9 protein-coding genes are annotated in these 12557 nt (G+C 66.5%); 5 read left to right on the forward strand and 4 right to left on the reverse strand.

Annotated features, from left to right (window positions below; translation table 11 throughout):
• Positions 1 to 239 precede the first annotated feature (239 nt).
• Complete coding sequence (locus FRC96_RS08850; protein ID WP_146974134.1) at positions 240 to 803, forward strand: hypothetical protein; 564 nt, start codon at positions 240 to 242, stop codon at positions 801 to 803.
• A 55-nt stretch (positions 804 to 858) separates the two neighbouring features.
• Positions 859 to 1719, forward strand: coding sequence for an SIR2 family NAD-dependent protein deacylase (locus tag FRC96_RS08855; protein ID WP_146974135.1), 861 nt, complete (start codon positions 859 to 861; stop codon positions 1717 to 1719).
• On the opposite strand, the gene FRC96_RS08860 is transcribed toward FRC96_RS08855, so the two are convergent.
• Complete coding sequence (locus tag FRC96_RS08860) at positions 1706 to 3496, reverse strand: hypothetical protein (RefSeq protein ID WP_146974136.1); 1791 nt, start codon at positions 3494 to 3496, stop codon at positions 1706 to 1708. The two genes, FRC96_RS08855 and FRC96_RS08860, sit on opposite strands and share 14 nt — an antisense overlap.
• 161 nt (positions 3497 to 3657) lie before the next feature.
• Here FRC96_RS08860 and FRC96_RS08865 point away from each other — a divergent pair, with 161 nt between their 5' ends.
• Positions 3658 to 5280, forward strand: coding sequence for a hypothetical protein (locus FRC96_RS08865; RefSeq protein ID WP_146974137.1), 1623 nt, complete (start codon positions 3658 to 3660; stop codon positions 5278 to 5280).
• Here FRC96_RS08865 and FRC96_RS21975 read toward each other — a convergent pair.
• Entirely contained in the window at positions 5277 to 5723 is a 447-nt protein-coding gene (locus FRC96_RS21975) for a hypothetical protein (protein WP_230470045.1), read from the reverse strand. The two genes, FRC96_RS08865 and FRC96_RS21975, sit on opposite strands and share 4 nt — an antisense overlap.
• Positions 5724 to 5821: 98 nt before the next feature.
• Between FRC96_RS21975 and FRC96_RS08875 the strand changes: the two genes are divergently transcribed.
• Positions 5822 to 6628: a tetratricopeptide repeat protein gene (locus FRC96_RS08875; protein WP_230470046.1), complete on the forward strand. Its 807-nt coding sequence runs from the start codon at positions 5822 to 5824 to the stop codon at positions 6626 to 6628.
• A 575-nt stretch (positions 6629 to 7203) separates the two neighbouring features.
• Positions 7204 to 7425, forward strand: coding sequence for a cold-shock protein (locus FRC96_RS08880; RefSeq protein ID WP_115603245.1), 222 nt, complete (start codon positions 7204 to 7206; stop codon positions 7423 to 7425).
• Between the two features lie 215 nt (positions 7426 to 7640).
• On the opposite strand, the gene FRC96_RS08885 is transcribed toward FRC96_RS08880, so the two are convergent.
• Positions 7641 to 8423, reverse strand: coding sequence for an FHA domain-containing protein (locus FRC96_RS08885; RefSeq protein ID WP_146974140.1), 783 nt, complete (start codon positions 8421 to 8423; stop codon positions 7641 to 7643).
• A 102-nt stretch (positions 8424 to 8525) separates the two neighbouring features.
• On the reverse strand, positions 8526 to 12497 hold the full coding sequence (locus tag FRC96_RS08890) for a tetratricopeptide repeat protein (RefSeq protein WP_230470047.1): 3972 nt from the start codon (positions 12495 to 12497) through the stop codon (positions 8526 to 8528).
• Positions 12498 to 12557: the final 60 nt, after the last annotated feature.

The raw sequence follows: 12557 nt of genomic DNA on the forward strand, positions 1-12557 counted from the left end.
CCTCTCAATTGATGCGAAACATCGGGGCGGACGCTAACAAAAGAGGTGATCGAGGGTCAAGTTTCTCCTTTGCATGTCTTGACACTGCGATCGCGGTGCTAAGGCCCCTGCGGAGCATCGAGCCCAAAGGGCGATCTTCGCGGGGTGGACAGGACTTGATGGCGCGCTACAATCACGGGCCGCACGGATGTTGGAAGAGCCCGCTGTGCCAACCCCTATCTGATCACGCGAGTAGACTAGTGCCACGACGCCTCCTTTTTTGCCTGACGCTGACTTCGGTCGCGCTCGCCAGCACGCTGAGCTTTGCCCAGACGCCGCTCTCCGAGGGGGAGTCGTATGCGCCACAGATGGCGCCGATGGGCGAGCTGCTCGTGACCACGCAGTTCTCACGCTCGCCATTGAACTTCCCCTGGGAGCGTGTCTCCGCCCGGGAGGTCGGTCGCGACGGACGCATCGACTTTGAGCACGTCTACGACATCCCGTTTAGCGAGGTGCGTACCTTTGTGGAGAGCGCCTACCTGCAGCGCACCGAGTTTGTGGAGGTGGACCCGGACGCGGTGCCGCATACCGAGGTCAAGCAGCTTCGCGTCATCGGCATGGAGCTTGGTCAGAGCTACGCTCGACTTAACCTGGGCCATCCCGATGTGGCCCCGCAGTTCTCGGTGGAGATGGAGGCCGACGGGCGCCGCACCCGGGTGCTGATTCGCAACAGCACGTCCAACCCCTTCTACAGCGGCTTTACGCCGGCGCGGGCGCCTTTTGAGCCGGCCGGCGCAGCGCCCATTAACTTCCGCTGGAACTAAGGGAGAGGCACCGGCCGCGCTGCGGCCGGGCCTTCTCCTACGAGCGAGCTCCGAGTTGTTAAAGTCCATCGCCCGCGCCGTGGTGCGCAAGGTCATTGACCGCGCCGCCGATCTTGTGCCGCCCATGCTTGACCCCCGCCTGAGGAGCCAGCGCATGAACCTGCCCGCCATCGATCGCGCCGCGCACGTTCTTAAAGGCAAACCCCGCGTGCTGGTGTGCGTGGGAAGCGGCCTCTCCGCGGAGAGTGGCGTTCCGACCTTCCGCGGGCCGGGCGGCATCTACAGCGACGAGGAGATCGCGCACCTGACCCACGTCGACACCTTTGAGACGGACCGAGAGCACATGCTCCGCTGGTATCAGGAGCGGCGCGAGCAGCTGCACAGCATCCACCCCAATCCGGGGCATCACGCGCTGATCGGGCTCTCCCAGACTGGCGAGTACACCGTCTCCACCCAGAACGTCGATCACCTGCTGGAGGCCGCCAGTGATGCCGCGGGCTTTCGCCCGCGCATCTACCATCTGCACGGCTCACTGCTGAGCGTGCGCTGCCACCAATGCGACTACGAGGTTGAGGATCTTCACCTCGACCTTAGCAAGCAACCCGGCTGCCCGAAGTGCGGCGGTCCGCTCCGCCCCGGCGTGGTGTGGTTTGGGGAGACGCTCCCAGAAGACGCGCTGGAGAAGAGCATGGAGGTGGCCCGCAACGCCGACGTCTGCCTGATCCTGGGCACCAGCGGGCTGGTCTACCCGGCGGCCGCCCTCCCCGAGACGGCGCGGCGCCACGGCGCCACCCTCATCGAGGTCAACCCCCACCTGAGCGCCCTCTCCGACATCAGCGACGTCGTCATCCGCGGCAAAACCGGCGAGGTGCTGCCGGTGTTGCTGCGCCGGGTGCAGGATCTCAACCAGGATTGAGCGCGTGCCACTGCGGCCCGCCCAGCGCGGCAAAACCAAAGGCCAGCTCCGCGGCCACGAGCTCCCAGAAGAGCTGGCCCCCCAGACCGGACCACCACACCCAGTCGGTGGAGCGCTCCACCTCGACGGTGAGCACGCCCAGCGCGCGATCGGCGTAGAGCACCGGGAAGGCCAGCGTGGCGTAGGCGCTGCTGCGCGCCGGCTTGTAGTAGTCGCTGAGCCGGCTCCAGCGTGAGCAATCGTCAACGCTCGACCACTGCGGGCTGCGCGCATCGAGCAGCGCCCCGCTCTCCTCATCGATAAAGAGCTCATTTTTGAAGCGAAGGTTATCACCGCTGCCATGTCCTCCGGCCAGCGTGATGGCCCGGCCCAGGCGCACTGCCAGCGCGGAGATCCCCGAGTCTGCCCGCTGCTCCACGGCCACATCGACCGGGATATCCAGCTGGTCAAAACGCGTCCAGCCGTGGGGATGCGCGTAGCGCAGCCAGCGCTCCCCCTGCTGGTCGACGATGTAGGCGATGGCCACCGAGGGTACCTCCACCTGCTCGGCGATCAACGCGGTGACCTTTGCGATGTAGGCGTTGACGACGGCCTCGCCGGTCTCACCGGAGCGAATCGCATCCTCGGCAATATGGCGTATTTGCTGGACGATCCGAAGTTTGCTGGCGGCGAGCACATAAATCGAGGAGTGACGAAGGACGCGGGCCAGCTGAGCGGCGATCTCGGTGATCAGGGCCAGGGCGTGGGGCGCCGGCGCCTGCGGCTGCGCAAAATAGAAGGCCACAAACCCCAGCAGCTCCGGTGCGCCCTGGGTGTGGCTGATCATCGGCACCATCCAGCAGGCCCGCGCCACCGGTCGATCCACCAGAGTATGCCACTCCCCGATCGCCATCTGCGGCGCCTCGCGGCTCAACCAGGGTGGGGACGCCTCGCCGGCGGACGCTCCGTCGGCGGGGCGTTCAAAGACATGGCAGCAGGTCTGAGGCGCGGCGAGTTGCCTGGCGAGCGCCTCGGTGAGCACGGTGGGTTGAGAGCGCTCATCGACATCAAGCACCATGCCGACCAGGCGTCGCGCGCTCTCGCGACACGACTCGCCCTGCTCTGCCGGTGCCTCGTCCTCATCTCCGGCGGGCGCGCCGTCGAAAAAGAGGCGCTCGGCCAGCACATCGACCGTAGCGGCGGGTTGCTCCAGCTGCCCGAGCTCCAGCGGTTGCCTGCTGAGCAAAATCGAGGCGGAGTGATCGCATCCCAGCCACTCCGAGAAGCTGCTCATCAGCTGGTAGAGCTGCGCCTTGACCGCCAGATCACTTCGCTCCTCAAAGAAGAGCCGCACGCCGTTTCGACGACACGATCGCAGCGCCTCACCCACGAGATGCGGAAGTTGCTCGAAGCCCACCTCCGGCACGATCCGGTCGGCGCGCACCATCACAAACCCCAGAACGACAGGCTCGCCGCCCTCCGGGCTCTCGGTAATCGGGACCAGCCGATGCTCGGCCGACTTCCACACCATCCGAGGGCTCCCGTAGCGCCAGGTCTGCAAGAGTTCATGGAAGTCCCAGGTACCGTCCTCAGCCGGCTCACACTGATCTTCGCGCACCACATACGCGCCCAGCCCCACCGTGGAGTGCTCAAAGCCCGGACAGACCAGCACCTCGTCGATCTTGAAGTAACGCAGCCAGACCGAGAGCATCGTCTTCAGGTGAAACGCGATGACCTCTCGGGTCTGCTCCGAGATCTCAAATCGCCCGGTGGCGCAGATAGCGTCATCTTGAGTCATCGAGACATCCTGAAAAACGGTAGGAATGGCCAGCAGGCTGCGGCTGCTCTAAGGTCGACGCGTTGATTGCGCCCGGTAGCACAAGGCCAGAGACGGAGAGCCCCCACGTGAAGCAAGGACTTAAAAAGGTAGCACGCGTCGCGCCACTGGCACGAGCGCTTTTGGCTGCGACGATCGCCGGTGCGTTGCTGCTGAGCGCGCCGCCCGAGGTTCACGCGCAGTCGGTGAGCACCCGGGTGTGGGTGCTACCCACCGGAGGCACGCAGGCGCTGTGGAGCTACCAGGTGCAAGCGTCTCCCCAGAGCGCCCAGATCACACGCCGCGCCGACATCCCTGTGCGCCTGCAGGACGGAAGCCTGGCCAGCTACACCGCCGCGTTGAAGATGCCCGGCGGCCACCTGCTCCTGGGCGATGGCGCGGGCCGCGGCGCGGTGCGCTTTGATGGGCGCGGCGACGAGGTGGAGTCGCTGAGCGCGCCCGGCCAGTGGATCAGCTCACCGGGGCTGGCTGTCGTCTCGCTCCTCGACGAGAACACCCCCGGCGAGCTTTTGATGGGCGACAACTCGGTGGGTCGCGCGCATGTCTATGACACCGTGGAGCGGCGCTACATCTGGTCGACAACCCTGGGGCTCTCCAACGCCTCAGCCCGGGTGGCGGCCACGTCGGTGCTTCCCGGGGAGCGCTTCGCGCTGGCTGTAAACTGGCCGGCCGCCGAGCTCGCGGGCCTGCTGATCTTCGATCGCGATAATCGCAATGAGCCGGCGCTCGCGCTGCTCTCGGCCGACCATCCCGATTGGCCGGATGCCCGCGTCGTTCCTGAACTTTCGACCCTTCGCGACATGATGGCCCTGCCCTCCGGGGAGCTTGTTGTGGCGACCTCCAGCGCGCTGCTGCGCCTGAGTGACGATGGCGAGGTGATGTGGCAGGCGCCCCTGGCCGAGGCCGGGGTTGGCGGGGAGTTCCTGGCGCTGAGCTGGCTCTCGGAGCGCTTCGCCATCGCCTCGACGCACCAACCCGGCCTGTGGACCTCGCCGCATCCCAACCACCGGCTTCTCGTGTACGACACGCAGGGAGGCTCATCGCCTCTGACGCAGAGCACGCCCCTCGACGGCGCGCCCCTGGCGATTGAGCTGGCCGCGGGCCACGGCGCCACGCGCACCTTCGGGTTTGAGGCCGCCCGCGGCGAAGCCACGCTCAGCGACCTGAGCACGCTCGTCGTGTACGACGATCTGATGTTGGCCGACGAGGCGGTCGCCCCCGGCGCTCCGCTGGGGCTCAGCCTGGGCGTTCGCAACGAGGCTCTAGGAGCGACCTTTGTGCGCTCGTTTGAGCTGCTTGCAGCGCCCGGATCCTGCGACGCCACGCAGGCGTGGAGCGCGGCGCGCTGGCAGCAGGAGGTCCGCCTGTGGATGTACCTGGAGCCGACGCTGCAACCGCAGCAGGAGCTTATGCTCAGCGGGGAGGCCAACACCGCGCCGCTCTTCATCGGCCCCTGGTGTGCGCAGGTGGTCGCCGAAGATCGTCGCGGAGAGGGGCGTTTGATGGGAAGCGCGGCGCCCTATTCGATCACCGCGGGAGAGGGCGCCGACACGGTCGAAGTTGAGTCGCTGGGCCGCTTTGAGCCCGGTCAGTCCGACGCGGATCCCGACCCGGAGGAGCCCTCCCTGACACCGGACGCCGAGGTGGGGGGTTGCAGCACAGGTGGACATGCGCCCACCCACCTCGGGGGGCTCGCGATGGCCGCGCTCGCGCTTGTCGGCCGGCGAGTCCGGCGCGCGACTTAACGCCGGCGATGAAAGCGACGCTCGGCCTCGCGGGCCACAGCGAGCTCCCAGCGCTGTGCCTCCTCGGCGTGCTGCTCGCGGGCTTCGGGCTCCCAGCGTTGGGCGCCCTCCTCATCGTCGATGCGCCTCTGGTATTCGGCCACCACCCGCACCCCCACCCCTCTCCCCACCGGAACCACGCGCGCCACCAGACGACGGCGGCGCGCCTCAGTGAGGGTCTCATAGTGGCTGACCACCAGGAGTTGCTCCTGAGAGCTCACGTCGACCCCGGGGCTGTTGGCCTCAACGCTCTCATGGAGCGCCTCATAGAGGACTTCGGCGGCTGAGCGTGTCGATGCGGACTGAGCGCCCTCCTCGGAGGCAGCCGGAGCGCCGGCGCAGGCTCCCCCCAGCGCCAGACATAGCGCGGCGACGGCCAGGGGCCATCTTGCCCCCCGATTCAATAGGCGATACCGTCGTCGGCGTTGACGACCTGCCGGTGTCGCCCCGCGTTTCGGGGGCGACGATGTATTCTGAACCCGTTTTTTCTGGAGTCTCATTGATGCCTTCTCAACCTTTGCGCGCTCTGCTGATCGCCGGTGCGCTTTTAACATGCGCGCCGGCCTGCTCTTCGTCCAACGCCACCAAAAGCGACGAGCTTCCCACCGAGGAGCGCGTCGAGGCGCCCTCGATCTCGGTCCAGGAGCTGGTACTTCGGGGCAATGAGGCGCTTGATGCCCGCGCCTGGGACGACGCCATCGCCGCCTACGATGAGGCGCTGGCCGTCGACCAGCAGCGCTGGGACGTGCATATGAACCGGGCCATCGCGCTGACCTTTGCGTTGCGCTACGACGACGCCATCGCCGCCATCGGCGACGCGCTGGCCGCCGGCGGCCAGGACGAGCCGCAGGTGTACTTCAATCTGGGCAATATTTACCAGGAGCGCGGCCTCTACCAGAACGCCGTCACCGCCTACCGCGCCTCAATGGCCGCCGACGGCAACCGGCTCGATGTCGACACCCTGCTCAACATCGGGGCGGCCTACATGTTTTTGCGGGCCTACCCCCAGTCGCGCCAGGCGCTGGAGAAGGCTGCCGAGCTCGCGCCCGACGATCCTCGACCGGTGCACAGCCTGGGGATCCTCGCCTTCAGCGAAGAGAAGCCCGACGAAGCCCTCGATTACTACAACGAGGTGCGCGCCCTCGACCCGAGCTACGCACCGGCCTACTTCAACCAGGGGTTCATTCTCGCGACACTTGGCGAGGACGAGGAGGCGGCGCGAGCTTTTGAGCGCTACCTGGAGCTTGCGCCTGAAGGCCCCTACGCCACGCGTGCGCGCAACCAGGCCAACCGACTCCGAGCCCGCTGAGCGACGACGCAGACGCACGCAGCGTGCGCTCTACGATGGCCCCCGAAGCCCCCGATGCCCTCAGCGGCGTCGGGGGCTTTTTGTAGTCGCCCTCCCCGAGGTACGCGCTCGACCAGGTTCGTCACGCGCCCGATCCGCTCGCGCCCGACAACCCACATCGCGCTTTGACACACGCCCCTGTGTGGCCTTCGCCAACCGCCGATCGTGGGAGAAACCGAGCGCTACGAGCCCCTGTGATTGCGCAGGTCAGCCAGGAGCCGAGTGCTTTCAATGAGAGTGGAAAAGTACACGAACTCCACCCCCACTGGAATAGTAAACATGATTTACCCGCACTGTAATTCTACACAAATTGCACTCATCCTATAATTTTAACCTCAATAAATAACATCAAAACACGCTTGACCACATACAAAGCGTTAACACTATACTCTTCGTATCGTGATGCTGTGGGCGTGGACATCTAAGGACGGATGAACATTACCCATCGCGGGCCGTGGCAGCGGCCGAAGTCGCTCACCAGGGAGGTGGAGCGAAGCGTCATAACGTACATCTTTGTTGTTTGAGGGAGGATGAGTATGGCAACGGGTTCTGTGAAATGGTTCAACAACGCCAAAGGTTTCGGATTCATCACTCAGGGAGGAGAAGACGACATCTTCGTCCACTACAGCCAGATTGAGGGCGAGGGCTTTAAGACCTTGAAACAGGGCGAGGTCGTGGAGTTTGAACTTCGGCGTGGACCCAAGGGCTTGCACGCAGCGCGGGTGCTGCGCAGCCACGAGCATGACTACTCGATGTGAGCAGAGCTGAAGGCTGACGCGAGGTCAGCCTGAGAGCAGATACAGGGAGCGGGCGGCCCGGCAGGCCGCCCGCTCCCTTTTTTTGCGTCGGGGACGCCCAACCCCATCCTTTAAAGGTGCGCGCCGCACACCCCGCGGCAACAAAAAAGCCCCTCCCGGCGTGTCGGGAGGGGCTTTGACGTCCCCATCGAGGCGCCGCTGCGCGGCTCGATGGCTCAGGCGTTGATCTCCACCCGCATCAGCTCGCTGCCCAGGAACACATAGTCCCCGTGGGCCATCTCCACCTCCCCGCTGACCGGGGCGTACGTCCCGTTCTTCGAGTCGAGATCCTCAAGCCAGACCTGCCCCTCGCGCCAGACGAGGCGAGCGTGGCTTTTGGAGATATGCCGGTCGTCGGGGAAGATCACGTCGGTGCCTTCGCGCCCCACCGTCAGCGTATTCTCCGCGTTGCAGTAGGCCGCCCCGGGCCGCCCCCCATCGAGCACATGCACGATGCGGAAGGTATAGGGGCGAGGCGGGCTGACGTACATCAGAGTGTCTTCGCGCATCGGGTACTCGCTCTTAAGATCGAGAAGCTCGACGCGAAAGCGTTGCTGACCCACCAGAAACTCCTCGCCATCTGCCAGCGCCCGGGGCTCCCGAATTCGCTTGAAGGTGCCATTGAGGCTCTTCTCATCGCGCAGGTAGAGCGTGTTGGCTTTGTAGAAGAAGCTGGCGTGCTTCTCCGAGAGGAAGGGGTCGTCAGGAAAGAGGATCACCCCGTTGGAGCGCCCGGCCACGTGGGAGGTGGAGTTGAGGTGGTAGCTCAAGCCCTCCAGCCCCTGGCCGCTGATCAAAATGATTTTGGCCCGCCCCGGGGCCTGCATCGCCCCGAAGAAGAGCGTCTCATTGGCCTGCTCGCGACCGTCTTCATTGTAGCTGGCGCCACAGCGACCGCAGTAGAAGTGCTCTTCGGGGACAACAGCTTTGCAGTTGGCGCATAAACGGGCGCTGGACATGCTCAAAACCTCCACAGGCGCCGCGCTCCCCACGCTGGAGTTCACGGCTTGTCGACTTCATCGAATCAGCGGGTCGAAGCGTAAGAGGTGGGGGCCAAAGGATCAAGAGCCACGGGGACGATCCGGGCCGTCGGTGGAGCGCTCCAGGGCGTAGCGGGCCTCGCGCAGGGCGCGACGCACCGCCGGCGTGGCGTCGGCTTCAAGCTCACGCATGCTCTGCAGCGCCTCAACGGCTCCCAACGCGGCCAGCGCGTGGGCGGCCGCGATGACCTCCCCGGGGGCTTCGGCGCTCAGGTGGGAGCGCACCTGGTCCTTCAGCTCGGAGGACTCCGGAGCGTGGCGTGCCACGACCTGAAGCGCGTGCAGGCGGAGCTCGGGGTCAGGGCTCTGAAGCTGGGCGTTGAGCCAGCGCGCGACGCGCGCATCGGCCCTCGTCAGCTCCCCGGAAGGGTTCCCCGTTCCCAGCATCGCGAGCAGTGCCTGAGAGTCGGTCAACACATCGGCTTCAGCGGCCTGGACCAACGCCTCCGGAGTCGTTGTGCCAGCATAGGCCTGCCACAGCAGCGCAGCCGCAGTGCCTTCGGGCAGCGCGCCACCGTCAGGCAGCTCGGCGGCTAGCGCGCGCATCGGCTCGAAGTTCCCCAGCCCGGCGGCCCGCTCCTGCGCGACATCGTTGAGCAACGCATCCGCCAGCTTTTGCCAGCGGGCCACGTCGCGACCGACTACCCGAAGCAACCCGCCACCGAGCACGTCCGGTGGGCTCACCACGGCTGGCCCCGCGTCGAATGAGGCCTGCGTCACCAGAAGATCCTGGATGCGCCAGGCGTTGCGACGCCAGTCAAACGCCTGCGACTCGTCTTGCCAGATGCGCGCGCTCTGCGTCGCGTCGTCCCCTGCCTGCAACGCCACACGCAGCCCTTGCTCGGCGGCCGTCACAGCTCGCCCTTCGGCTTCGAGGTAGGTGGTCCAGAGCGCCTCGATCGCGTCCGGGGAGGCGATTGCGCCCAGGACCTGCCCGGCCTGCACGCTGTGCGCACTGGAGGGGTCACGCAACAAGGCGATCAGCGAATCCGGCGTCGTGCCTTCGAAGGCGCGCGCGGCCGCCGCCATCACATGGCGCGAGCTCCGCGTGGTACCGGTCGTCCGCAACGCCTCCAACCTCTCGGTGAGCACACGTCGCGACTCCGCGCCTCCCAGTCGCGCCAGCGAGGCCAGGGCCAGCAGCTGATCATCGCTCTGCCCACTGCCCTGACCCACAACCTCGCGCAGGGTCTCGATGGCAGCGCGCTGCGAAGGCATAAAACCGAGCGCCCACAGCGCGCTCTGACGCACCGTCGGCTCGGTGTCGGCGGCCGCCTCAAGCAGCGGATCGATCAGCCGTGGGTCGCTCAATCGCGCAGCCGCAACGATCGCGCTCACGCGCGTCGCTTCAGCGCGATCTCCGATCATGCGAGCGAGCATCGGAACGGCCAGGTCGACCTCCATCTCCGCGATCAAGCGCAAGGCGCGGGCACGCTGCCCCACATCATCGCGTTGCACCATATCGAGCAGCAGGGAGGCCGCTCGCCCCCCCAGGTCCCGAAGCTCCCCGGTGGCGCGGGCGCGCGTCTCCTCATCGCCATGGTGCGCCGCCACAAGCATCGGGCTGCTCAGGCGGCTGTAAAGCAACAAGAGCAGTCGGCCGTGGGCATCGCGCACCGGCAGTCGAAACGCCAGCGGGTACCACCGGGCCTCCAGCGCTTCGAGACGCCCGGTGCGTGCCGCGCGGCGCAGCAGCTCCTCACCGGCCTCCATGATCATGGCGTCTTCGGTGGCGTCGCGCACCACCTCCCAGAGGACGTCGTCGCCTTCGGCGTCGCGCTCCAGCGCGATCAACGCTCGCCCCAGCGCCAGCTTCAGATCGAAGGCCTGGGGATCGATCTCGGTGGCCGCGCGATAATGGCGCACGGCCTCTTCGAGCTCACCGGCCTCTTCGTAAATGCCGGCGACGCGAGCCTGAGCACGCGCATCATCGGGGTTCACCTCCAGCGAGCGCACCGCGAAGTCGACAGCCTGCGCCTCCGACGACGACTCCAGCGCGTACTCCGACATCCTGGCGAGCAAGTCCGCCGCGAGCTCCGGGCGAAGCTCAGCCAGGCGCTCCAGCGCGTCGATGGCCCGGGCGTACTCCCCGGCCTGAACATGCGCTCGCTCCAGGAGCGTCAGCGCACTGACCATCTCGGGCGCGTCCGGTGCGAGCGAGGCGATCACCTCCTCGATCACCTGCGCGCCCTCATCGAACTCCCTCAATCGCAGGTGCGCCTCCGCCAGAAAAAAGCCCGCCTGCACGTCGGCGTCGGTCTTCAACGCCGCGGCCCAGGTCTGCATCTGCGCGCGCAGAGTCTGCTGGCGACGATAGAGTTCCACGATGCGCGTGCGGGCCTCCTGCTTCCATTGCTCCCGGTCGGCCTGCGCGTACACCTGCGCCCACGCCTCGGCGGCCTCATCCCACCGGCGAGCACGCTCCAGTGCGTTGGCCAGCCCGCGCCGCACAGCGACGTTCTCCGGCGCCGCGTCCAGCGCTCGGAGGTACGCGCCCACGCCGAGGTCGGTGAGGCCGCGATCGACCATGACCTCCCCCATGCGCGCGAGCCCTTCGATGCGTCCGAGCCTCGACTCCGGCAGGCGCTGCCAGGTCTCAATGGCGCGCTGGCGCTCGCCGCGCGCAAAATAGAACTCCGCGAGCGCGAGCAGCACCACCTCATCTTGCGGGTCCAGGCGCTCGACGCGGGCGAAGGTCGCCTCCGCGCGATCTTCCATGTCCCAACGGGCGTAGTGATCGGCGATCTCCAGGAGCACGTAGCTGTCGTCGCTGAAGCGCCGCTCCAACTCCCTCAACACGTCGAGAGCCTCATCGCGCTGGCCCATGCGCATGTGATGACGCGCCAGCTCCAGGCCGAAACCATGACGTTGCGGCGCCGCACGCATCAGATCTCGGTAGGCCGCCGGGAGGTCCTGCTCTCGCCCCATCCGCTCATAGATGCGAATGATCTTTTGGCGCGGCTCTTCCGCGCGTCGGTCGCGAGAGGCCGCGCGACGGTACAGACTCAACGCGTCTTCCAGCTCACCAGTCTCGGCGTAGACATCGGCCACGAGCATCTGCTGATCGTAGCCCCCGCGTGACCAGGCGCGTGCATAGCGCTCCAGAAACGCGCCGAGCTCGCCGGACTGCCGGTAGATATCCACCATGCGCGCGCGCATCTCACCCACCCGCCAGTTGTCTGCGCGCAGCAGACCGATGGCCTGTTGCAGACTCTCCAACGCGCGGTCGTTCTGTCCCATTGAGGCGAAGATCTCGGCGCGCTCTGAGAGGAACTCCGCGCGCCGCGCGGTGTCGCGCCCCACCATGCCCAGGAGCGCATCGTACTGCTCGAGCGCCTCCTCCCACTGGCGGTACTGCAAAAGCAGCGCGGCGAAGTCGCGACGAACGAACTCATCGTTGGGAGAGAGCGCAATGCGGCGCTTGTAGAAGTCGATGCCCCGTTCGAAGTCTCTCTGTGAGAAGGAGAGCTCCGCGAGGTTCTGCAAGATCTCGCCACGCCGGCTGCGGCTCTCCTCCAGCTCCAGCGCCCGCTCAAAGTCCGTGAGGGCCCCGGCGCGCTGCCCCATCATCAGGCGCACCTGACCGCGGCTCAGCCAGGCGTTTGAGCTCTCTGCGCCCAGCTCCACCGCCCGCTCATACACAGCCAGCGCGTCTTCAAAATCCCCGCGAGCGCGCAAAAGATGCCCCAGCACAAGGTGAAGGTTGAGCGACTCGGGCGAGCCCTCCACCCGCTGACGATAATGCTCGATGAGATCATCGAGCCCACTCCCGCGACCCACGTGAAAGAGCAGACTCTGCAGGTGACGCTCCTCGGCGGGGTTGGACTCCACGAGCTCCATATAACGCTCGACGATACGCTGCTGGCGCTCGTCGCCGCTGGTCACCTCAAAGTCCTGCGCGTGCACGGGGGCCGGCGCCGAACCCAGCGCCAGACTCGACGCGACCATCGCCACCGCTGTGGTGGTCTTGCACCAACGCCCAACCTTGCTCATCTGTCTGCTCCCCTTCGATTCCCGCTCGACCATCGTGTCTCCTCGTAGCACCCAACCTCG

It is taken from the genome of Lujinxingia vulgaris (assembly GCF_007997005.1).
Taxonomy (GTDB): domain Bacteria; phylum Myxococcota_A; class Bradymonadia; order Bradymonadales; family Bradymonadaceae; genus Lujinxingia.

Coding starts and splice junctions, on each gene's coding strand:
- FRC96_RS08860 (WP_146974136.1), bottom strand. CDS start 3,496: ATGACTCAAGATGACGCTATCTGCGCCACCGGGCGATTTGAGATCTCG.
- FRC96_RS08875 (WP_230470046.1), top strand. CDS start 5,822: ATGCCTTCTCAACCTTTGCGCGCTCTGCTGATCGCCGGTGCGCTTTTA.
- FRC96_RS08880 (WP_115603245.1), top strand. CDS start 7,204: ATGGCAACGGGTTCTGTGAAATGGTTCAACAACGCCAAAGGTTTCGGA.
- FRC96_RS08885 (WP_146974140.1), bottom strand. CDS start 8,423: ATGTCCAGCGCCCGTTTATGCGCCAACTGCAAAGCTGTTGTCCCCGAA.
- FRC96_RS08890 (WP_230470047.1), bottom strand. CDS start 12,497: ATGAGCAAGGTTGGGCGTTGGTGCAAGACCACCACAGCGGTGGCGATG.